This is a genomic window from Pseudosulfitobacter pseudonitzschiae, assembly GCF_002222635.1.
Taxonomy (GTDB): Bacteria; Pseudomonadota; Alphaproteobacteria; order Rhodobacterales; family Rhodobacteraceae; genus Pseudosulfitobacter; species Pseudosulfitobacter pseudonitzschiae_A.
This window is the reverse complement of sequence record NZ_CP022415.1, coordinates 790177-810598: the sequence shown is the minus strand read 5'-3', so window position 1 is coordinate 810598 and position 20422 is coordinate 790177. Positions and strand designations below refer to the sequence as shown.

The window sequence follows — 20422 nt, the reverse complement described above, 5'->3', positions numbered from 1 at the left end:
TCCCCGAAGGGCCGAACTGCCAAGCAGCGGGTGGCTGCTGTCAATAGATATAGCGGATCTGGTCCGTCCAATAGCGTTCCACCCGTTTCAGGGTGCTGGTGATGTCGTCGATACCGTCGGCACGCAGGACGTTGGCGGCTTGCAACCCTTCGGCGTGGCGTTCGAACAGATCGCTGACGGTGTTGCGGATCATGCGCCCGTTTTCGGTCAGCCGCACCCGCACCGAGCGGCGGTCGACCTCGCAGCGCTGGTGGTGCATATAGCCCATTTCGACCAGCTTTTTCAGGTTATAGCTGACGTTGCTGCCCTGATAGTAGCCACGGCTTTTCAGCTCGCCCGCTGTCACCTCGTTGTCGCCGATGTTGAACAGCAACAGCGCCTGCACCGCGTTGATTTCCAGCACGCCGACGCGTTCGAATTCGTCCTTGATCACGTCCAGCAGCAGACGGTGCAGCCGTTCGACCAGCGACAGCGACTCAAGGTAGCTGACGATGAAACTCTTGCCCGGAGGACGTTCCCCGGGGACCCGCAGCGCGGGTTCCTGAATGCTCATTGTTGTTCTCCGACTCGTTCATTCTGCGAGAGAGAATGCGTCGAATTTGACAATAAACCGTTAAGTGGGTCCGGCCACTTTGCAAGTGCTGTAACTTTACAGGACAGAGCCCTGGAATTGCAGGGAAATCCGCCCGATCAGCCCCGAGAATCTGGGCGGGGCGGCAACCTGCCCCGTGACCCATTGATAGAGATCCTGATCATTTTCGTTCAGCATCTCGTCGTAAAGCGTCAGTTCCGCGTCATCCATCAGATGCAGCGTGTCGTCGGCATAGGCTTCGAGGATGATATCCATTTCCTTGATCCCGCGCCGCATCGAGCGCATTTTCAGGCGTTTCAGACGGTGTTCGTGCACTTCAGACATCGGTTGTTTCCTGTACCAGCTTGCGCAAGGTTTTTTCCATTCGGGCCACCTGTTCGGCCTTGGACACCAGATCGGCGCGCAGTGACCGCAGGTCGGCCAGCAGCAGGCGCATGTCGCGCGGCAGCGGATCTTCCTCGGGCGAGGCCAGACCGTCGCCTTCGCCGTTGATCAGCCACATCATCGACACGTTCAACAGCCCCGCCATCATCGACAGGCGGTTGGCGCGCGGCTCGGAGCGGTCGTCTTCCCATCCGCGCACGGTGGACAGGCGCACGCCCAGGCGGCGGGCCAGTTCCTTTTGGCTCAGACCTGCGGCCTCGCGCGCGGCGGCCACCCTGTCACCAAAGGTTGCTGCCTCTTGGCTGTACCAGTCGTTGCTTTCGTCGGTCATGGTCATGTCCTCTTTGCATTGGTGGTTAAGTTGCTTGATCGCGCTTCGGCCCGCGCCTATGAGTCCCATGTAATCCTAGACCTGCGAGGCTCAGATGAAACTGCTTTCTGCGACACTGGAACGTGTCAAACCGTCTCCGACCATAGCCGTATCAAACAAGGCGGCGGAGTTGAAGGCTGCAGGCAAGGATATCATCGGGCTGGGCGCCGGTGAGCCGGATTTCGACACGCCCCAGCATATCAAGGACGCCGCCGTAGTGGCGATTGCACTGGGCAAGACGAAATACACCGCTGTGGATGGCATTGCCGAGTTGAAACAGGCGATCTGCGCCAAGTTCAAGCGCGACAACGGGCTGGATTATGTGCCTGCGCAGGTGTCGGTGTCGTCGGGCGGCAAGCAGGTGCTGTACAACGCGCTGATGGCGACGCTGAACGAGGGCGACGAGGTGGTGATCCCCGCGCCCTATTGGGTCAGCTACCCCGATATGGTGCTGCTGGCCGGAGGCACGCCGGTGGTGGCCGAGGCGTCGTTGCAGACCGGTTTCAAGCTGACCGCCGACCAGCTTGAGGCGGCGATCACGCCCAACACCAAGTGGTTCATCTTCAACTCGCCGTCGAACCCGACGGGGGCGGGATACAGCCGCGACGAGTTGAAGGCGCTGACCGATGTGCTGATGCGCCACCCGCATGTCTGGGTGATGACGGACGATATGTACGAGCACATGTCCTATGACGATTTCGCGTTCTGCACGCCGGCCGAGGTGGAGCCGCGGCTTTACGACCGCACCCTGACGGTCAACGGCGTGTCCAAGGCCTATGCGATGACGGGCTGGCGGATCGGCTATGCCGCCGGGCCCGAGGAGTTGATCAAGGCAATGCGCAAGGTGCAGTCGCAGTCCACGTCGAACCCCTGTTCGATCAGCCAGTGGGCCGCCGTCGAGGCGCTGAACGGGCCGCATGATTTTATTGCGGACAACAACGCCGCCTTTGTGCGCCGCCGCAATCTGGTGGTTGAAATGCTGAACGCGGCACAGGGCATTTCCTGCCCGACGCCGGAAGGGGCGTTTTACGTCTATCCCTCGATTGCGGAACTGATCGGCAAGACCAGCCCTGCGGGGGTGAAAATTGCCGACGACGAGGCCTTTGCCACGGCATTGCTGGAGGAAACCGGCGTCGCGGTGGTCTTTGGCGCGGCTTTCGGGTTAAGCCCGAACTTTCGCGTCAGCTATGCGACGTCGGACGAGGCGCTGACAGAGGCATGCACGCGGATACAGAAATTCTGCGCGGCCCTGACCTGAGAGGGTTGGCGGGGCTTTAGTGCCCCGCCGATTCGGCAGTTGTAGTCATTGCCTAAATTCTAAACGGCTTTAGCCACTCCCATAAACACGAGCCAATTAGTCGGAATTGTTGATATTTATAGAGAGGTCCCAGACGAATAGGCCTAACTTGGTCTCCAGCTTTGTATTCCGCTTCATTGTAACTTCAAAGCCATCAAATGTGAGGTCGTAAGAAATATTTGAAGCAATCATATTCACATAGTGGTCATCATGTGTCCGAGGGTCGGAACTGCTGACCTCATAGAGAATCCCGATTGACGCCCGCCATGGGAACCTACCTAGTCGCATGGCGTCTATTTCATCTGAAATATCGAAAAATTCATCAGCCTGCTTAGTCTTAATGAGAACGCCTGAAGCGTCATAAAAAAGCGCGATCGCTCCAGAGGGCCACCCATGAAATATTTCAACATCAACAAGTTTTCGTTGTATTGCGTCATATCCCATCACAGAAAAAACTCTCGCTTCAACTGCGTTTTAGCACTTTCTGGCAATGTCCGGATTACAGCGCTAATAAGTGCTACAAGGTTCGCGTTTCTATCCGCCTCCTCCACATCAACATCGTCGATACTAACGATTGCGTTGAAGCGTACCCGCTTGTTTGGCACCTTACCATAAGCCGCCAGCATCTTCGTCAACCGATCATAGTGAGCAAGATGCTCGCTAGTGTTTGGCGCTACTTGACGACGCAAAGAAGCTAACGATGCTTCAGTCAACTGACCGCCCAGCTCCCTGCTATCGGTCAGCCGAATATAGGTTTCTGCATCCATATCCTTGTAGCCGACCCACTTGCTGGGTCCGTAATGATAGACTCCATCTGTCTCAAAGAAATACCAAGAAACGTTGTTACTAAGCCTGTTAATCAGGTCTTTTGATGTGCCCAGATCCTCATTGTAGGTCACGATAGCTTTCATCAGTTCTTCAGCGGTTTGTGTGTAACTGGTCATTTTCTACTCCATTGCTTGGTTGTCCCACCTCAGTAGCATGCCTTAACAACTTTCCAAAGTTAAAATTAAACAAAGTTTCGTCTTTTATCCGCTACAGTATGTACAAGGTTGCAGTTCGATCGCAACATCTCCCTTGCCTGCTTCCCGACGACTAAATTTCTTTGCCTGACAACCCGTTGCTGTTAGCCTGGCAACCCGTTGCTGTTAAACGCAAAGCGGAAGACACCCGAACGATCAAGGATTGCGGCAGGGCAGGCGAGTTACCCGACTATTATTTCAGAGTTCGGGAAAACGGGGCAGCCGTATTTCGCATCGACACCGAGAACCGGCAGCGCCGGATCGAGATGGACCAGATCGCTGTCATCAACATCCGCAACGGCGAGGTCAAACCGCATGACGACCGCACGCTAAGCCCCGAGGATATGGCCGAAATCCAGTCGTGGATGGCCTCGCGGCAGGCGCTGCTGGCGGCGCGCGACATTGACGATATCCACCGCGCAGTGGACTATTTGAACCTGACCACGCATTGGGCACAGTCCAGGGCCACCGATGACCAGTTGGAAGATGTGACCGATGCGCTGCTGCTGGCGATGCACGATCTGCGCAGCGTGCTGGTGCGCAAAAAGGCCGATCGGTTGATGAACGGCTAGGACGTCTGCATCGCGGGGAAGCTGACCCGCCAGAAGCGCCATGCCAGCGTCACCGCAGCCCCGCCCAGCCCGACCACAAGGCCGAACCACACGCCGACCCCGCCCACGTCTCTCGGCTGGGCAAGGTGATGACACCTGGATCAAGCCACCGGACCGACAGTTTCGCGCAGGATCAGGCGAGGCGGCAGGCAGGTCACGCCTCCGCCCGACGGAGGATACAGCAGGCTGTGCGATGCCGCGCGGCCAATGCTGCCCTTGTCTACCGCCACGGTGGTCAGGCGCGGAAAACTCAACCCTGCCTCCTCCATGTCGTCACAGCCGACGATGGACAGATCGCGCCCCGGGACCAGCCCCAGATCGTGGCAGGCGGTGATCGCACCAAAGGCAATCAGATCGCTGAAACACACCATGCCGGAGGGCGGATCGGGCCATTCCCGCACGGCATGCACCGCCTCATGGCCGAACCGACGCGACGTCGGCCCATGCAGAACGCAAGGCGGTGGCAGGCCCGCGTCGGCCAGCGCGGCACGACACCCCGCAAGCCTGTCACGGGCGGTCGAAGTTTCCTGCCCGCCGCCAACCCAGACGATGTGATGGTGCCCTCGGACGATCAGGCATTCGGCGGCCAGCCGCCCCGCGCGCAGATCATCGTTTACCACCTGCGGCAGCGGCACATCCTCCAGCGCGCGGGAAAACAGCACCGTCGGCACAACCGGCCCCGAACCATCACTGCGCATCAATCCCGACAGATCGTCGGCCCTGGTACCGTGGACGGGGCACAAAAGAATGCCCCCGACCCCCTGCTCCAGCGCAGTTTTCAGGAACTGCCGCTGCAGACCCGCATCTTCGCGGGCGATACCCAGAAACACCTGCCTGTGATGGCGGTTCAGCGCATCCTCGATATGCACCAGAAATTCGTTAAACATTGGGTTCGACAAGTCCGCCAGACACACGGCAATCAGGTTGCTGCGGGTCTGGCGCAGGTTGGCTGCAGCCCGGTTATAGATATACCCCATGCGCCGTGCAGCCTGTTCCACCTTTTGCGTGGTTTCCGCCGAAATACGCGGATGCCCCCGCAATGCCAGCGATGCGGTGGACACCGTGACGCCCAAATCATCTGCAATATCGCGTAGGGTGATCCGCTTGGTCATGGGGTGACCATATCTGGCAAGCGGGACATAATCCAGTTGGTTAATCGATTGACTACAGCAATTGCGATGTGATTATTTCAGGTTGGGAGGCTCTGCGCACAGTGTTCGCGCGGGGAACGACACAGGAGGAGAAACCTATGACCCTATTTGCAAAAACCGGCGCGCGGGCTTGCGCGCTGAGTGTGATCGCCATAATTGGCGGCGGCGCGGCCTTTGCGCAGTCGTGCGACTGGACGCCAGAACGCGCCGTCACCTATGTGGTGCCCTGGGGCGCGGGCGGCGGCACCGACGCCAATTCCCGGATGCTGGCCAGCATGCTGGAGCAGAAGATGGGCGTGCCGTTCAACGTGGTAAACCGCACTGGCGGCAATGGAGTAACCGGCCATTCGGCCATCGCCATGGCCGCACCTGACGGATACACCGTGGGCGCCGTGACGGTTGAAATCAACACTATGCACTGGGTCGGCCTGACCGACCTGACCTATAACGACATCACGCCGATCGCGCTGGTCGATATCGTGCCGTCCAGCGTTCTGGTGGGCAAGGACAGCCCGTTCAAGTCGCTTGATGAACTAATGGCTCATGCGCGGGAAAACCCCGGCAATCTGACCGCCTCGGGTACGTCGCTGGGCGGAATCTGGCATCTGGCGCTGGCGGGGATGCTGAACGCAGAAGGGATGGACCCCGAGGCTATTCGCTGGATTCCATCGCAGGGTGCCGCGCCTGCCTTGCAGGAACTGATCGCAGGAGGTGTCGATGTGGCTACCCCAGCCCTGTCCGAAGGCAAGGCGCTGGTAGATTCCGGCGAAGTGCGCGCGCTGGCCTATATGCATAACAGCCCGATGGCCGCCCTGCCCGATGTGCCGCTGACTTCCGAAGCGCTGGACAGCGGCTGGACCCTGGCCGCCTATATTACCATGTCCGGTCCCGGCGGGATGCCAGAGAACATCGCATGTTCTTATGAGCAGGCGGTTGCAGAGATCGTGCAGACCCCGGAATGGGCCGAATTCAAGGCCAGCCGCGGCGCCGACGTGGTATCGATGAGCGCCGCCGATCTGACAGCCTTCATGGAGGCGCAGGACGCCGCCCTAGGCGACACGATCAAGGCGGTCGGCCTTGCCCAGTAACAAGGACATAGGCGCGTCGCCGGGCGAAAACGCCCGCCCGGCGACTTTTCTGCGCGACGTGGTGGCGGGGGCAGCACTGATTGCCATCGCCATCGCGATGATCTGGGGCGCGCAGGGTTTTCCGCAGATCAGAGCAGTAGCTTTCGGCCCCGATCTGTTTCCAAAGATAATCGCAGGCGGGCTGATCCTGTCGGGGCTCGGTATCGGGCTGAGCGCTGTGCGCGACCGGCTTGCGGTTTCTCCGGCAGACGACACGTCGCCCGCCCCCTTCGCAGTGCTGCCCTTTCTTGCGGTGCTGGCCATTGTTGCCGGTTTCGCACTGTTGCTGCCGGTGCTGGGGTTTCACGTCACCGCCGCGCTGGCACTGCTGGCTTCCGTGCGGGTGTTCGGGGGCGGCTGGACGCTGGCATTGATCATGGCGCTGATCGCGCCCGTGGTGCTGCATTATATATTCTATTCGCTGATGAGGGTGGTTCTACCCTGGGGCATTCTTCAAAACTGGGCCTGGTAGGCGGCAATGGATCTGCTCTCTATTCTTGCGGTCATTTTTGACCCACGTATCTTTACCACCATCCTGGTCTGCACCTTTTACGGCGCCTTTGTTGGCGCGATGCCGGGGCTGACTGCGACAATGGCCGTCGCGCTTCTGGTGCCGTTTACGTGGTTCATGGAGCCGGTGCAGGCAGTTGCAGCCATCGTCGCCACGACCACCACCGCCATCTTTGCAGGCGATATATCGGGCGCACTGCTAAAGATTCCCGGCACCCCCGCCTCGGCCGCCTATGTCGAAGACAGCTATCGCCTGTCGCAAAACGGCAAGCCGCGCACGGTGCTGTTCACATCGCTTCTGGCGTCGGTGTCGGGGGGTGTGATCGGGGTGCTGATCCTAGCTCTTGCCACACCGCAACTCGCCAATCTTTCGCGCGGATTTTCAAGCGACGAGGCATTCTGGTTGGCGACCCTTGGCCTGTCCTGCGCGGTATTCGTGGGCGGGCCATCCGTGGCCCGAAATTTTGCAAGTCTTTTCATCGGTCTGGCCGTGGCCACCGTCGGAATCGACGTGGCCGTTGGCCATCCCCGTTATACCTTCGGGGTGTTCGAACTCTACGATGGGGTCAGCTTCATCCCTGCGATGATCGGCATTTTTGCCCTGTCCGAACTGCTGCGCAACGCGGCGTTGGGACGCGTGACCCGCCTGAGTGGAATCACGGTCGAGCCACTAAAAACCGCCATTGCGGCCGCTTGGGGCGAATTCTCCAGCCGCTGGAAAAATGTCCTGCGTTCGGCCACCGGCAGCACGGTAATCGGCGCCCTGCCCGGAGCGGGGGCCGATGTGGCAGCATGGATCGCCTATGCCCTGTCGCGGCGGATCTCGAAGACCCCGGAAAAATACGGCACCGGACATATGGAAGGCATCGTCGATGGCGGGGCCGCCAACAATGCCGCCGTCGCGGGGGCCTGGACACCCGCACTGGTGTTCGGCATTCCGGGCGACAGCGTAACGGCCATCGCCATCGGCGTGATGATGATGAAAGGTCTGACCCCCGGCCCCGATATTTTCACCAACGATGCACTGCTGGTTTACACCCTGTTCGGTTCGTTTCTTTTGGCCAACATCCTGATGCTGCTGTCGGGCGGCATGTCAGTCAGCGTGGCGTCCTATCTGCTGCGAGTGCCGCGTGCGGTACTGATGCCGCTGATCTTGCTGCTGTCTCTGATCGGGGGCTATGCGATCACCGGCAGTGTTCTGGCGGTCTGGATCATCCTTGTGCTTGGTCTGGTCGCCTGCGCCATGCTGTGGGCCGATATTCCTCTGGCCCCTGCCATCCTGGGCATCGTCTTGGGACAGGTGGTCGAGGATAACTTCATGGTGTCGATGATGAAAGCTCAGGGCGACCTGACGCAATTCTTCGACCGCGGCGCGGCGGCGGTTCTGGGGGCAATCACCCTTGCCGTCTGGGTCGCACTTCTTGTGCGCGCCGCGCGCAACGTTTTTGAAAATCGGGCCCCGCCCGGCAACACAGAGAAACAATAATGACTGGTAGAAACACACTTAAGGCGCGGATCAACTCGGGTGAAACCGTCACCGCCGCATGGCTTGAAATCGGATCGCCCGATGTGGCCGAGCTTCTGGTTCATTGCGGATGGGATGTCGTGGTGATCGATTGTGAACATGGCACATTCGGGCTGGAAGAAGGGCTGAACATGATCCGCGCGGTCGAAGCGGCAGGCGGCCAGGCGGTGGTGCGGGTACCCGATTCAGACGATGCCACCCTGAAACGCGCCCTTGACCGTGGCGCGCGCTCGATCATGGTGCCCATGGTGCAGAGCGCCGACGAGGCGCGCCGCATCGCCGATGCCTGCCTGTATCCGGCCCGGGGGCGTCGTGGCTATGCGGCCCCCATCGTGCGCGCTTCGGGTTATGGCGCTGTGGCCGATTATGCCCGCAATATCGCCCATGACGAGACCCTGTTGATGGTGCAGATCGAACATCCCGATGCCATTACCCACGTGTCCGAGATTGCACAGATCGAAGGCGTTGACATGGTGTTCATCGGGCCAAACGATCTGGCTGCAGCTATGGGCTTTCTGGAAGATATGGATCGCCCCGAAGTGCATGACGCCCTTGCGACGATTGAAAAGCAGGTCCGCGACGGCGGGCTTAAACTCGGAACGGTTCTGGGGGCGGGGCGAGACTATAAGGCACTGAAACTGGGCGGATACAGCCTCATCGTCGGCCCCTGCGACATCGCAATGCTGGCCGAGGCCGCCCGTACCGCACGGCGTGCCTGTGACGAAACCATCGGCTGATGCTTCGGATCGCCTGCGGCGGGCTGATCAGCCTCGATATGGAAATGGACGTGGCCGACCCGCCGAAACCGGGTGTAAAATACCGCGCCCTCGGGGCGCGGCTGATCGCTGGTGGTGGCGCCCTGAACGCCGCCAAGGCGGTGGTGGGGCTGGGCGGTGCTGGTGTTCTGGTGGGCGCTGTCGGCGATGATGAAATCGGCGGTATCTTGTGTCGCCGGATTGCGGACCTGGATGTTGACACCCGGCATCTTCATATCGCACACGGCGCAGTCACGCCCCACTCCAGCGTGCTTATTCTGCCTGATGGCGAACGTAGCGTTATCAACCGGCGCGACGACAGTATCGTCGAGGGAATCCCTCCGCTACCCGATCCGTTTCCTTATGACGGGGCGCTGGTGGATACCCGGTTCGGCACGCTATCCCACAATCTGCTAGTGGCGGCACGCCGGGCGGGCAAACCGGCGGTCATAGATGGCGAAGCGCCGGTGACACTGGCCGAAGCCGCCCTGCCCCACGCCAGCCACATCGCATTTCCCCTGCAAGGGTTGCATGATTTTGCTGGAGCCGCCAACGGTGAGGCGTTGGCGGCCATTGCCGCGCGGTTCGGGTGCTGGGTCTGTGTTACCCGAGGGCATGACCCGGTGCTTTGCCACGATGGCACAACATTGAGCGAAGTTCCCGTGCCGCAAGTAACGCCAACAAACACCAACGGTGCCGGCGACACCTGGCACGGTGCCTTTATTCTCGCGCTTGCCGAAGGACAAGACGAACGTGCAGCGGTCGAACACGCCAATCAGGCCGCCGCATGTCATGTCGCGAGACGTTGAAAGGGCATTGTCATGTTGTTCGCCCACAGCCTGAGCAAGAACAGCGCGGCTTTCACGCGGTCATTTCGTCGGCAAAGTCGGCCCACAGGCTGAACGCGTCAGCACGGGCATTACTGCGGCTTTGCACCAAGATTTCTAGCACACTACCGTTGGCATCGACGGCCCGCCAGAGCCAATGCTTCTGGCCCCGGCCAGAGATTACAACCTCGTCGAGGTGCCGCTCGTCGGCCGGTACTGGACGGTCGCGTCGCATACACGCGGCGATCTGAGTCCCGAACCGTAGGCACCACACACGAATGCTTTCATACAAAACAATCACGCCCCTCTCGGCCAACTGATCCTCAACATCCGAAACTCAAGCGGCTAAGCATCACTTCAGTGGGATAAATTTCACCCAATAGGAATTTTTCCAGAACGCATTGACCGACGACCTCCCACTCCATATTCATCCACTACGCGACAAATTGCGGGGTGTGAAATTACTTGCGAGGAGGCAAGATTCCACATCCAGGAGGGGGGTTCAGCCCCTCATATTGGGAGGAAAAAATGAAAAGATTAGCGATTTCACTGGCGCTGGCGCCAGCGGCTCTGGCCATTTCGATGGCAACTGCTTCGACGGCATCGGCACAAGACACCCTGCGCTGCGCCGAAGGCGAAACCTACATCATGAACGTAATGGTGTCGGCCCATCCCTACTGGGTGCCAGTCTATCAGGGGTTCAAGCAAGCCGCCGAAGCGTTCGGCTGCGAGACAGTGTTCTCGGGCACGCCGGACTATGACATTACCAAGCAGATTGCCTCTTTCGAGCAAGACATGGTCAAGCAGCCCGCGGGTATTCTGGTTCACCCGATGCAGTCGGATCCATTTATCGAACCGATCAATCGCGCAATGGACAACAACATCGAAGTCGTGACCTTTGCCGCCGACTCGCCAAACTCAAACCGAACAGCCTACATCACCTCAGACAATCTGGCCGAAGCAAAATTTGCCGCAGACGAGATCGTCTCGCAAATCGGGGCAACCGGACAATACGCAGTGCTTGAAAACCCTGGCCAGTCGAATCACGACCTGCGGGTGACCGCGCTAATCGACTACATGGAAGCCAACTACCCCGATATGAAACTTGTCGGACGTCAGGCAACCAACCAAGACAGTACCGCAGCCTATCGTGCTACCGCTTCGATCCTGCAAGCAAACCCCGATCTGGGCGCGATCTGGATTCCCGAGGCAGGCTCCGCCGAGGGTGCGGTTGCCGCGATCCTCGAAGCCAAGTCGGATGTACTTGTGATGCATGCTGATATCACTCCCGCGACGCTGGAACATATCAAAGCGGGCAACATCCACATGGCCCTGAATCCCAATCAGGGCATGCAGGGTTTCATGGGCTTTCTTTCTGCATTCTTTGCCGCCCATTCCGAGGTATTCGATCCGTTCAACGACTACAAAGTTTCGGGCTATAACCCCGTGCAGATTCCCTTTGTCGACAATGGGTTTTCCGTCATCACAAAAGAGAACGCGGACAGTTTCGATCTCAACGTCTACATGGAAGGTCGCGACCCGAATTGAACCGGTTTGCAGTGCGGGCTGACTGCTTCGGCCCGCCTCTTTCCTTAGTCGCCCCATTTAACGTTCGGTAGTCAAATGCAAGAAGACCTGATCCTGAAAATCGTGAACCTCAAGAAGTCTTTTGGCCCGGTCCGTGCACTCAGAGGAGTAGATTTCGAACTCCGGCGCGGGGAGATCCATGCCCTTGCCGGTGAAAACGGTGCAGGCAAGTCGACATTGATGAATATCATCGACGGCATTCTTCAACCAGACAGCGGCGAGATTTTCTGGAACGGTGAACCGGTCTCTATTGCATCGCCCACTGAGGCGCAGAAGCTCGGCATCGGTTTGGTGCACCAGGAAATCGCATTGTGTCCTGAGGTGACGGTGGCCGAAAACATCTTCATGTCCACGACCAACCAGAGCCGACGGATGCTGATGGACTACGCGGGGCTTGCGCGCAAGGCGCGCGACGTTCTTGGCCAGTTGGCTGATATCGACCCCGCGACGCTGGTGCGCGATTTGCCTATCTCAGATCAACAGTTGGTCGAGATTGCAAAAGCGCTGACTCTGGATTGCAGGGTTTTGATCCTTGACGAACCGACGGCCGCACTGACCGAGCGCGAGGCCAACCTTCTGTTCACCATTATGCGACGTCTGGCATATCAAGGTATTTCAATTATCTATATTTCGCATCGCATGGTCGAAATTTTTGACAACTGCGACCGCGTTACGGTGTTCCGTGACGGTCAATTCATCACGACCCAAATTGTGGCCGAGATTGAACCGGCTGATGTAGTCAATGCAATGGTCGGGCGCGTAGTCGATACGCTTTACCCCGACAAATTGCGCGTGGAAGATGCAAGCGAAGATGTCATCCTCGACGTAAAAAACCTGACTGACACGCGTCGTTTCCACGATGTTTCCTTCCAACTGAAGCGCGGTGAAATTCTGGGCATCGCCGGTTTGATTGGTGCCGGGCGCAGCGAAATCGTCAAGGGCATCTGCCACCTCGAAGGGACAGTGACAGGTGACGTCAGACTAAACGGTGAAAGGCTGAACCTGCGCACTTATGGCGACAGTATCCGCGCGGGTATGGTTTACCTCTCCGAAGACCGCAAGGGCGATGGCCTCTTTCTGGAAATGTCAATTGCCGAGAATATTTCGGCTTTGGATCTGGGTTTGGTGACGACAACTGCAGGCACCATCAATTCCCAGCGCGAAGAGGCACTTGCCGAAAGTCTCGCACGGAAATTGAACCTCAAATACGGCAAACTTTCCGATCCGGTGTCGTCCCTTTCAGGGGGCAATCAGCAAAAGGTTGCAATCGCAAAGATGCTGTCGGTCAATCCGAAACTGATCTTCTTGGACGAGCCCACGCGTGGCGTCGATGTTGGGGCGAAGGCCGAAATTCACCGTATCCTGCGCAGCCTAGCGAGCTCAGGCGTGGGCATTGTGGTGATCTCTTCGGAATTGCCCGAACTGATCGGAATAAGTGATCGCGTTCTCGTAGTACGCGAAGGTCGCATCAGCGGCGAGGTCTCTGGCGAAGTGATGACCGAGGAAAACATCATGTATTTGGCTTCTGTGCTGGATGCGCCCCAACTAAATGCAATGACGGCCTGAGGGAGGGCTACGTGGAAAAACAGATGGAATTGACTGCAAACGGCCCCCGTAGTCGCAGCCCGCTGATAAAACTGCTGAAGATGCGTGAAACAGGGCTGATTGCCATCATCCTGGTCCTGTGTATCGGCATGTCCTTTGCGTCACCCTATTTTCTGACCTGGGTGAATATGCGGGCCATGGTCATGGCCTTTGCGGTCGAGGGCATTGTGGTGGTAGGCATGACCATTCTGCTTATTTCAGGGGGCATCGACCTTTCGGTAGGATCGGTCACAGCGCTGGCCATGGTAATCGCCGGCTGGCTATTTCTTCAGGGTATTGACCCGTGGGTCGCGTCGGCCATCTCGATTGTGGCGTGCACCGGCATCGGGGCGTTCATGGGCTATTTTGTTACCCGCGTTGGCCTGCACCATTTCATCGTTTCCCTGGCGGTCATGGTAATAGCACGCGGAGCATGCCTGTTGATGACCGGAGGGCGGCCAATCGGGCTTTTTACCCTGCCGCCTGAGTTCAAGTTCATCGGTCAAGGTGCCATAGGACCCATCCCGCTTGTCATCATCATATTCTTGATCGTTGTGCTAACCTTTGACTTCATGCTGCGGCGCACAACTGCTTTTCGCAAGGTATTCTACACGGGAAGCAATGAAAAGGCCGCCGCCTATTCGGGCATTCGCACCAAGCGCGTCATCTTCCTGACCACCACGCTGTGTTCTGCTCTTTGCGGCGTGGCGGGCATTATCTATATGGCGCGTTTCGGGTCCGCACAGCCTACGTTCGGGCTTGGTATGGAGCTGAATGTGATTGCTGCTGCGGTGATCGGTGGAGCCAGCCTTAACGGCGGATCTGGCACCATATTCGGTGCCATCCTCGGCACGGTGCTCCTGTCGGTGGTATCCAGTTCGCTCGCCCTGCTCGACGTGTCGGTCTACTGGCAGGACATCATTCGCGGCTCGATCCTTCTGGCGGCGGTTTCTATCGACCACTATCTCAACAAACGACGCCGGTGAGGGGTAAATCATGACGGAGCCTACACCCGACTTCCAATTAACCCGGCAAATCCACACCGTGTTGGTGCTGCATTTTATCGAAGGTCTCAGACAGTCAGAGATCGCCAGCAAGCTTAACTTGTCCACCTCGAAGGTGAATCGTCTGATCGCCCAGGGGCGCAAGCTGGGTATGGTCAGGATCGACATCGAAAGCCCGTTCCAACGGCTTGCCGATCTTGAAGCTAAAATAGTGTCTGCAACAGCCCTCACCTCTGCCATGGTCACACCCACGGTTTCAGGCAATGCCGAGACCAAGCTGCAACAAGTCGGTCAGGCTGCCGCGAGCATGTTGATGGAAACCTTGCGTGATGGTGATGTGATTGCGATCACCGGCGGCAAGGCGATCAGCGCCGTGGTCGACAATCTCAACCCTGAGGGCAGCATTGATGTCACAGTCGTTCCGTTGACCGGTGGCGTGCAGGGTAAATTCTATACCGATGTGAACCATCTGGTCACGCGCATGGCTGAACGGCTGGGAGGCAAGCCAGTGCTTATGCACGCACCGCTCTTTGCCGAGAATGCCGCACAGCGCGAGATGCTGACCAACATGGCATCAATCAAGGAAGTGCTCGACCTTGCGCGTGCCGCCACGGTCGCGCTGACTGGGATCGGTTCGGTCGAGCCACGTGGCTCAAGCTATTACGATCTCAACCCCGTGCCCGAAGCCGACCGCAAAATGCTGGTCGGCATGGGCGTCTCGGCAGAATTCATGGCCCACCTGATCGGCAGGAACGGAAAGGTCGCGGACTATGACCTCAACCGGCGGCTGGTTGCACTGAACCCTGCCGAGATTGGAAATTGCAGGACCGTCATCGGCGTGGCAGCGGGCGCGCACAAGGCGCAGCCGATCCGCGCGGTGCTGAACGGCAATTTTGTAGACACATTGGTTTTGGACGAAGAGACGGTCACAGCCGTCCTCGCGCACTTGGAAGGATCAGAAGATGCCGCATGATATGTTAACCCGCCCGATCGGAAAGTCCGGCATTGAAGCCTCGGCAATCGGTCTCGGGACCTGGGCCATTGGCGGCTGGATGTGGGGCGGCACAGATGAAGCCGCATCAATTGCCGCCATTCAGGCAGCGGTTGATGAAGGGATTACGCTGATCGACACCGCCCCCGCTTACGGGCAGGGACTGGCCGAAGAAATCGTCGGCAAAGCTTTGACCGGACGCCGTGACAAAGTCGTTCTGGCCACCAAATGCGGGCTGGTTTGGCATACCCAAAAGGGCAACCATTTTTTTGATTACGACAGTGGACCCGTGCACAGATATCTGGGGCGTGACGCAATCATCTACGAGGTCGAAGAAAGTCTGCGACGCCTAAAGACCGATTACATCGACCATTACGTCACCCATTGGCAAGACCCGACCACTTCGATCTCTGAGACAATGGAGACGCTTGAGGATTTGAAAAAACAAGGGAAAATTCGCTCGATCGGAGCCTCGAACACCGCTCCCGAGGAAGTCAGCGCCTATGTTGCCGCAGGACAGCTTGACGCTGTGCAGGAAGAATACAGCATGATCAAGCGCGATATCGAAACCACGCATGTGCCGCTTTGCATCGAAACCGATGTCTCGGTGCTCAGCTACTCCTCGCTCGCTCTGGGGTTGCTCAGCGGCAAGATCGGGCCAGATCGTGTGTTCTCGGGTGATGACCAACGCAAGGACAACCCGCGTTTTTCCCTCGAAAACCGCCAGAAGGTTGCCCGCCTGATGCAAGACATCACGCCAATTTCCGAACACCACGGGGCAAGCCTTGCTCAAACAGTGATCGCTTGGACCTTGCAGCAACCGGGGGTCACCTTTTCGCTTTGTGGTGCGCGCAATGCCGATCAGGCACGCGAAAACGCCGCAGCAGGCCGCCTGCGCCTTTCCAACGCCGATGTCCTTGCCATCACCACAGCAACTCGAACACATCTGACCGACCTGAACACCTGAACTGCCACATTCACCTAGCCCCGAGTAGCGCCGAACCCGAGCTCGGCGAACGGAGAACCTATGCCTTTGCAAAGACAGGACAATTTCGAAAGTATCCGCCGCGATGGCGATTTTGACGTCCTGATTGTCGGGGGCGGCATCAACGGTCTTGGCGTGTTTCGCGAGCTCTCGCTACAAGGGGTTCGGGTTCTTCTGGTCGAGCGCTGCGATTTTTGCTCTGGGTGCAGTGCCGCTCCTTCGCGCATGATCCACGGCGGACTTCGCTACCTTGAAAACGGGGAATTCAACCTTGTCCGCGAGTCGCTGGCAGAACGGGACGCCCTGCTACTAAATGCACCTCATATGGTGCGTCCTTTGCCAACAACGATCCCGCTGGCAACGCGGATGTCGGGCCTGTTCAACGCCGCCACCAGCTTCCTGGGCTTATCCGACAAGCCGGCGCAGCGCGGTGCGCTTCCGGTCAAGATCGGGCTGGCGCTTTATGATCTGGTTACACGGAAACGCCGCCAGTTGCCCCCACACCGCTTTCGCTCGGCCAGAGAGACAAAGGAAAAATGGCCCGAACTCACGTCCAACCTGCGCTATTCGGCAACCTACTATGATGCGTGGATTTCACATCCCGAGCGGCTCGGGATCGAGCTCATCTCGGACACAATCGAGATGGCCCCGCAATCCATCGCCCTGAATTATGTTGAGGTCAGGCGCGACGCTGATGGATACGTCCTGCACGACCGCGAAAGCGGCGCTGACCTGCCAATCAATCCGCGTGTGATCGTGAATGCATCAGGTGCGTGGCTGGATAATGTGCGCCGCAACTTGACCGGCGGCGCGCCCGACGACGCACCGCTTATCTCGGGCACCAAAGGCTCGCATCTGATCCTCGACACACCCAACCTGCATGACGCGCTTGACGGGCATATGATGTTTTTCGAAAATACCGATGGCCGTGTCTGCATCGTTTTCCCCTATCTGGGCAAAGTTCTGGCCGGGTCGACTGACATACGCGTTGAAACCGTTACACGAACCCGCTGCGAAGACGATGAGCGCGATTATATCCTCGGCTCGCTCAGGCTGATTTTCCCGGATTTGAACATCTCTGAAAACGATATTGTTTTCAGCTATAGTGGAATCCGTCCCCTGCCCAGCAGCGATCATAACTTCACGGGTCGAATTTCGCGCAGCCATTTCACCCATCGACTGGATGGTCCGGTGCCCCAAATCTGCATGGTGGGTGGAAAATGGACCACATTCCGTGCCTTTGCGGAACAAACCGCCGACAAGGTGCTGACGGAACTGGGGCATGCGCGCACCTGCGACACACACCAACTGGCTATCGGCGGCGGTAAGGATTTTCCCGAGCATGTTAAAACCTTGATCGAAGGCCTGTCCCGCGACCTTGGCATATCATCGGAGCGTGCAGCTTATCTGGTTGATGCCTACGGCACACAGGCTGCAACGGTGTGGCGCGACTGTCGCGCTCGTGGACAAGACACGCCCGTTGTCGCTGGCTGCTCTCTGACCTGTGCAGAAGTGGTGCGAATGGTCACACATGAACAGGCACGCCATCCCGCAGACATCTTGTTGCGACGCACCAACCTCGCCATCACCGGACAAGTCAGCACAGAGATGATCGCCACAATTGCAAATGTCATGGCTCAGGAACTGGGCTGGACCACCGAACAAACAGATGCCGAGATCGCGGCGTTTACAGATGAATTGTCCCGCTACCACGGTGTCAGTGCGACCACGCTTAACCAAAGATCACTAAAAAGGAATACAGAATGCGCTTGAGTACAAAAGCCCGCATGAATCGGATGTTTACCAATGGTGGATGCCTTGATGTGGCGATCGACCACGGCGTGTGCAACGAGCCGAGCTTCATGGTCGGGCTCGAAAACATGCCTGCCGTTATGGACACTCTGATTGATGCGAAACCGGATGCAATCCAATGCGCCTATGGTCAGGCCGACCTGTTGCAAAGTCGCCCGGAGAAGGACAAGCCCGCGCTGGTGATGCGGATCGATATGGGCAACCCCTATAACGATCGGCGCCATCGTGTCATGTGGTCGTTGTTGCAAAACGCGGATGAGCCGATCATCGGTGCGTTGGAGATGGACGCGGCTGCGGTGGTGGTCAACCTGTTCATGTTGCCCGATGAACCCGAACTGTTTCGCCAATGCGTCGAGAACATCTCGCGGGTCCGTGCGGCCTGTCACACCTATGGCATGCCGCTGATGATAGAGCCGCTGGTGATGCTGCCCAATGACGTGCGCGGCGGCTATCAGGTGGATGGGGATGCAGAAAAGATCGTGACCTTGACCCGCCTCGCTTCGGAAATGGGCGCAGACATTATCAAGGCGGACCCGACCGAGAACGCCGAAGACTTTCATCGCGTCGTCGAAGCTGCACGTGTTCCTGTTCTCGTACGCGGTGGCGGTAAAGAAGACCTTGAAACAGTGTTGATGAAATCCGCGGCCCTCATGGCTCAAGGCGCAAAAGGCATGGTCTATGGACGCAATATCTATCAGCATGACAATCCAAAGGCCGTGGTATCGGCTCTGATGGCGCTGATCCATCAAGGGGCAAGCGGCGAAGAAGCAGTGGATATCTACAACCGTGGCTAAGGCAGGCGATTATCTTCTTGGGCTGGATGCAGGCAACACCGTGATCAAGGCGGTGTTGTTCGATTTGTCGGGCCGTCAGATTGCCTTATCAGTGCTTGACGGGAAAAGCTCCCTGCCAGCACCGGGCCACGTTGAACGCGATTTGAACGAGCTGTGGTCCAATGCCCGCCACGCCATTCGCGATTGTATTGCGAAGGCAGGCATCGCCCCCGAACAGATCCGTGCCATTGGGTGCGCCGGTCATGGCAACGGGTTGTACCTTGTGGACGCGGCAGGCGATCCGGTGGTGGGCATTCAGTCGCTTGATACCCGCGCCGCCGATCTGGCCCGCGAGCTAGACACGCAGGTGGGCGCAGCGCTTCATCCGATTTGCTTGCAAAGGCCCTGGCCCTCTCAGACCCCAGTTCTGCTGGCTTGGATCAAACGCCACAGGCCCGACCTCTATGCGCGGGCGGCAACGGTTATGTTGTGCAAGGATTACCTGACTTTCCGATTGACCGGCAACCGGCGCAGCGAAATCTCCGACATGTCGGGTTGTGGTCTGTTGCGTATGCCCGAGTGCACTTATGACAGCGATCTGATGGCCCTTTACGGCCTGCAAGAGGCGCAGGCGCTATTGCCTGAACTGATCGACCCTGTCGATCTGGTCGGTTCTGTCAGCGCTGAAACAGCTGCCGCCACCGGGCTGATGGAAGGTACGCCGGTAATCGCGGGCTATTTCGATGTCGTTTCAAGCGCCATGGGATCTGGCGTTGTGCGCAGTGGGGAAGCCTCGGTGATCGTCGGCACCTGGAACATCAATCAGGTCTTTTCTGCCGCACCCGTTCAGAACGAGAACGTTTTCATGGTTGCCGGGTTCGGCAAGGAGCGGTTTCTCAATATCGAATCCAGTGCAACCTCGGCGGCCAATCTGGAGTGGTACGTACGTGAATTTATCGAACGCGGCGGGCATCAGGACGATCCCTTCGGTTACTGCAATGCCAAAGTCTCCGAAGTCTCGCCGTCTCGCGACGACCCCATTTTTCACCCGTTCCTGCACGGGTCACGCCAGGGGGCGGAATTTCGGGCAGGCTTTTATGGCGTGGCAGGTTGGCACGGCGAAGGGCACCTGCTGCGCGCCCTGTTCGAAGGCGTTATGTTCGAACATCGTCGGCACATCGAAGTGCTGCGCGCAGCTGGCGTCAGGTTTGAACAAGCTGCATTGTCAGGTGGAGGCGCACGCAGCCCGGTCTGGCCGCAGATCTTTGCCGATGGTCTTGGTGTACCCGTTCGTGTAGCGGAAGCGCAGGAAACAGGCGCGCTTGGCGCTGCTATCGGTGCGGGGGTTGGCGTCGGGATCGTTCCAGATTACGAGGCAGGCATCATCGCGATGGTGCGCCCGCGTGCCGAGTTCTTTCCCGATCCGGCGATGGCAGAACACTATGACACCCGCTATCGCCGCTACCTTGCACTGCGCGATGCACTTGCGCCCATTTGGGCAAATTCCTGAAAAGC

Annotated in this window: 21 protein-coding genes and 1 pseudogene; 15 read left to right on the top strand and 7 right to left on the bottom strand. The window is 58.4% G+C overall.

The window, feature by feature from the left end; translation table 11 throughout:
- Positions 1-40 precede the first annotated feature (40 nt).
- The 3 genes from SULPSESMR1_RS03825 to SULPSESMR1_RS03815 form a co-directional block, all read right to left on the bottom strand.
- Positions 41-553 (bottom strand): MarR family winged helix-turn-helix transcriptional regulator, encoded by a 513-nt coding sequence (locus SULPSESMR1_RS03825; RefSeq protein ID WP_089419627.1) that lies wholly within the window; start codon positions 551-553, stop codon positions 41-43.
- 96 nt (positions 554-649) lie between these two features.
- Positions 650-916 (bottom strand): succinate dehydrogenase assembly factor 2, encoded by a 267-nt coding sequence (locus SULPSESMR1_RS03820; protein ID WP_089419626.1) that lies wholly within the window; start codon positions 914-916, stop codon positions 650-652.
- Positions 909-1307: a helix-turn-helix domain-containing protein gene (locus tag SULPSESMR1_RS03815; protein ID WP_089422126.1), complete on the bottom strand. Its 399-nt coding sequence runs from the start codon at positions 1305-1307 to the stop codon at positions 909-911. Before SULPSESMR1_RS03815 ends, SULPSESMR1_RS03820 begins: the two co-directional genes overlap by 8 nt.
- Before the next feature lie 94 nt (positions 1308-1401).
- Between SULPSESMR1_RS03815 and SULPSESMR1_RS03810 the strand changes: the two genes are divergently transcribed.
- Positions 1402-2604 carry a pyridoxal phosphate-dependent aminotransferase gene (locus tag SULPSESMR1_RS03810; RefSeq protein WP_089419625.1) on the top strand — a complete coding sequence of 401 codons (1203 nt, stop codon included), beginning with the start codon at positions 1402-1404 and terminating at the stop codon, positions 2602-2604.
- Positions 2605-2700: 96 nt separating this feature from the next.
- On the opposite strand, the gene SULPSESMR1_RS03805 is transcribed toward SULPSESMR1_RS03810, so the two are convergent.
- Together SULPSESMR1_RS03805 and SULPSESMR1_RS03800 are read right to left on the bottom strand one after the other, a co-directional pair.
- A complete protein-coding gene (locus SULPSESMR1_RS03805) occupies positions 2701-3090 on the bottom strand; it encodes a hypothetical protein (RefSeq protein ID WP_162791879.1) in 390 nt (129 codons plus the stop codon).
- Positions 3087-3587 (bottom strand): hypothetical protein, encoded by a 501-nt coding sequence (locus SULPSESMR1_RS03800; protein ID WP_089419623.1) that lies wholly within the window; start codon positions 3585-3587, stop codon positions 3087-3089. Before SULPSESMR1_RS03800 ends, SULPSESMR1_RS03805 begins: the two co-directional genes overlap by 4 nt.
- Positions 3588-3820: 233 nt before the next feature.
- Here SULPSESMR1_RS03800 and SULPSESMR1_RS03795 point away from each other — a divergent pair, with 233 nt between their 5' ends.
- Complete coding sequence (locus SULPSESMR1_RS03795) at positions 3821-4237, top strand: hypothetical protein (RefSeq protein WP_089422125.1); 417 nt, start codon at positions 3821-3823, stop codon at positions 4235-4237.
- 140 nt (positions 4238-4377) lie between these two features.
- On the opposite strand, the gene SULPSESMR1_RS03790 is transcribed toward SULPSESMR1_RS03795, so the two are convergent.
- Positions 4378-5388 carry a LacI family DNA-binding transcriptional regulator gene (locus SULPSESMR1_RS03790; RefSeq protein WP_089419622.1) on the bottom strand — a complete coding sequence of 337 codons (1011 nt, stop codon included), beginning with the start codon at positions 5386-5388 and terminating at the stop codon, positions 4378-4380.
- 137 nt (positions 5389-5525) lie between these two features.
- Here SULPSESMR1_RS03790 and SULPSESMR1_RS03785 point away from each other — a divergent pair, with 137 nt between their 5' ends.
- The 5 genes from SULPSESMR1_RS03785 to SULPSESMR1_RS03765 are packed head-to-tail and all read left to right on the top strand — an operon-like array spanning position 5526 to position 10153.
- Positions 5526-6515, top strand: coding sequence for a tripartite tricarboxylate transporter substrate binding protein (locus SULPSESMR1_RS03785; RefSeq protein WP_089419621.1), 990 nt, complete (start codon positions 5526-5528; stop codon positions 6513-6515).
- Positions 6505-7026, top strand: a complete 522-nt coding sequence (locus tag SULPSESMR1_RS03780; protein ID WP_089419620.1) for a tripartite tricarboxylate transporter TctB family protein — start codon at positions 6505-6507, stop codon at positions 7024-7026. Before SULPSESMR1_RS03785 ends, SULPSESMR1_RS03780 begins: the two co-directional genes overlap by 11 nt.
- A gap of 6 nt (positions 7027-7032) precedes the next feature.
- Positions 7033-8550, top strand: coding sequence for a tripartite tricarboxylate transporter permease (locus tag SULPSESMR1_RS03775; RefSeq protein WP_089419619.1), 1518 nt, complete (start codon positions 7033-7035; stop codon positions 8548-8550).
- Positions 8550-9326, top strand: a complete 777-nt coding sequence (locus SULPSESMR1_RS03770; protein ID WP_089419618.1) for an HpcH/HpaI aldolase family protein — start codon at positions 8550-8552, stop codon at positions 9324-9326. The genes SULPSESMR1_RS03775 and SULPSESMR1_RS03770 overlap by 1 nt, the downstream gene beginning before the upstream one ends.
- The gene (locus tag SULPSESMR1_RS03765; protein WP_089419617.1) at positions 9326-10153 is read left to right on the top strand and encodes a PfkB family carbohydrate kinase; all 828 of its coding nucleotides are present in this window, start codon (positions 9326-9328) and stop codon (positions 10151-10153) included. Before SULPSESMR1_RS03770 ends, SULPSESMR1_RS03765 begins: the two co-directional genes overlap by 1 nt.
- A gap of 100 nt (positions 10154-10253) precedes the next feature.
- On the opposite strand, the pseudogene SULPSESMR1_RS03760 reads toward SULPSESMR1_RS03765, so the two are convergent.
- A pseudogene (locus SULPSESMR1_RS03760) lies at positions 10254-10502 on the bottom strand (DDE-type integrase/transposase/recombinase); the annotation flags it as partial.
- A 197-nt stretch (positions 10503-10699) separates the two neighbouring features.
- Here SULPSESMR1_RS03760 and SULPSESMR1_RS03755 point away from each other — a divergent pair.
- The 8 genes from SULPSESMR1_RS03755 (at position 10700) to SULPSESMR1_RS03720 (ending at position 20417) form a co-directional block, all read left to right on the top strand.
- Positions 10700-11719 carry a substrate-binding domain-containing protein gene (locus SULPSESMR1_RS03755; RefSeq protein WP_089419616.1) on the top strand — a complete coding sequence of 340 codons (1020 nt, stop codon included), beginning with the start codon at positions 10700-10702 and terminating at the stop codon, positions 11717-11719.
- Positions 11720-11821: 102 nt separating this feature from the next.
- Positions 11822-13324 carry a sugar ABC transporter ATP-binding protein gene (locus tag SULPSESMR1_RS03750; RefSeq protein WP_250161469.1) on the top strand — a complete coding sequence of 501 codons (1503 nt, stop codon included), beginning with the start codon at positions 11822-11824 and terminating at the stop codon, positions 13322-13324.
- 23 nt (positions 13325-13347) lie between these two features.
- Positions 13348-14328: an ABC transporter permease gene (locus SULPSESMR1_RS03745; RefSeq protein ID WP_089419614.1), complete on the top strand. Its 981-nt coding sequence runs from the start codon at positions 13348-13350 to the stop codon at positions 14326-14328.
- A 10-nt stretch (positions 14329-14338) separates the two neighbouring features.
- The gene (locus tag SULPSESMR1_RS03740) at positions 14339-15319 is read left to right on the top strand and encodes a sugar-binding transcriptional regulator (protein WP_089419613.1); all 981 of its coding nucleotides are present in this window, start codon (positions 14339-14341) and stop codon (positions 15317-15319) included.
- Complete coding sequence (locus tag SULPSESMR1_RS03735; RefSeq protein WP_089419612.1) at positions 15309-16304, top strand: aldo/keto reductase; 996 nt, start codon at positions 15309-15311, stop codon at positions 16302-16304. The genes SULPSESMR1_RS03740 and SULPSESMR1_RS03735 overlap by 11 nt, the downstream gene beginning before the upstream one ends.
- Positions 16305-16364: 60 nt before the next feature.
- The gene (locus SULPSESMR1_RS03730; protein WP_089419611.1) at positions 16365-18095 is read left to right on the top strand and encodes a glycerol-3-phosphate dehydrogenase/oxidase; all 1731 of its coding nucleotides are present in this window, start codon (positions 16365-16367) and stop codon (positions 18093-18095) included.
- Positions 18086-18928 (top strand): class I fructose-bisphosphate aldolase, encoded by an 843-nt coding sequence (locus tag SULPSESMR1_RS03725; RefSeq protein WP_089419610.1) that lies wholly within the window; start codon positions 18086-18088, stop codon positions 18926-18928. Before SULPSESMR1_RS03730 ends, SULPSESMR1_RS03725 begins: the two co-directional genes overlap by 10 nt.
- Positions 18921-20417 (top strand): FGGY-family carbohydrate kinase, encoded by a 1497-nt coding sequence (locus SULPSESMR1_RS03720; RefSeq protein ID WP_089419609.1) that lies wholly within the window; start codon positions 18921-18923, stop codon positions 20415-20417. Before SULPSESMR1_RS03725 ends, SULPSESMR1_RS03720 begins: the two co-directional genes overlap by 8 nt.
- The last annotated feature ends 5 nt before the right edge of the window (positions 20418-20422 follow it).

What these genes read in the sequence shown, in the direction of transcription:
- SULPSESMR1_RS03825 (WP_089419627.1), bottom strand. Translation starts at nt 553, where the DNA reads ATGAGCATTCAGGAACCCGCGCTGCGGGTCCCCGGGGAACGTCCTCCG.
- SULPSESMR1_RS03820 (WP_089419626.1), bottom strand. Translation starts at nt 916, where the DNA reads ATGTCTGAAGTGCACGAACACCGTCTGAAACGCCTGAAAATGCGCTCG.
- SULPSESMR1_RS03815 (WP_089422126.1), bottom strand. Translation starts at nt 1,307, where the DNA reads ATGACCGACGAAAGCAACGACTGGTACAGCCAAGAGGCAGCAACCTTT.
- SULPSESMR1_RS03810 (WP_089419625.1), top strand. Translation starts at nt 1,402, where the DNA reads ATGAAACTGCTTTCTGCGACACTGGAACGTGTCAAACCGTCTCCGACC.
- SULPSESMR1_RS03800 (WP_089419623.1), bottom strand. Translation starts at nt 3,587, where the DNA reads ATGACCAGTTACACACAAACCGCTGAAGAACTGATGAAAGCTATCGTG.
- SULPSESMR1_RS03790 (WP_089419622.1), bottom strand. Translation starts at nt 5,388, where the DNA reads ATGACCAAGCGGATCACCCTACGCGATATTGCAGATGATTTGGGCGTC.
- SULPSESMR1_RS03785 (WP_089419621.1), top strand. Translation starts at nt 5,526, where the DNA reads ATGACCCTATTTGCAAAAACCGGCGCGCGGGCTTGCGCGCTGAGTGTG.
- SULPSESMR1_RS03775 (WP_089419619.1), top strand. Translation starts at nt 7,033, where the DNA reads ATGGATCTGCTCTCTATTCTTGCGGTCATTTTTGACCCACGTATCTTT.
- SULPSESMR1_RS03770 (WP_089419618.1), top strand. Translation starts at nt 8,550, where the DNA reads ATGACTGGTAGAAACACACTTAAGGCGCGGATCAACTCGGGTGAAACC.
- SULPSESMR1_RS03765 (WP_089419617.1), top strand. Translation starts at nt 9,326, where the DNA reads ATGCTTCGGATCGCCTGCGGCGGGCTGATCAGCCTCGATATGGAAATG.
- SULPSESMR1_RS03755 (WP_089419616.1), top strand. Translation starts at nt 10,700, where the DNA reads ATGAAAAGATTAGCGATTTCACTGGCGCTGGCGCCAGCGGCTCTGGCC.
- SULPSESMR1_RS03745 (WP_089419614.1), top strand. Translation starts at nt 13,348, where the DNA reads ATGGAATTGACTGCAAACGGCCCCCGTAGTCGCAGCCCGCTGATAAAA.
- SULPSESMR1_RS03740 (WP_089419613.1), top strand. Translation starts at nt 14,339, where the DNA reads ATGACGGAGCCTACACCCGACTTCCAATTAACCCGGCAAATCCACACC.
- SULPSESMR1_RS03735 (WP_089419612.1), top strand. Translation starts at nt 15,309, where the DNA reads ATGCCGCATGATATGTTAACCCGCCCGATCGGAAAGTCCGGCATTGAA.
- SULPSESMR1_RS03730 (WP_089419611.1), top strand. Translation starts at nt 16,365, where the DNA reads ATGCCTTTGCAAAGACAGGACAATTTCGAAAGTATCCGCCGCGATGGC.
- SULPSESMR1_RS03725 (WP_089419610.1), top strand. Translation starts at nt 18,086, where the DNA reads ATGCGCTTGAGTACAAAAGCCCGCATGAATCGGATGTTTACCAATGGT.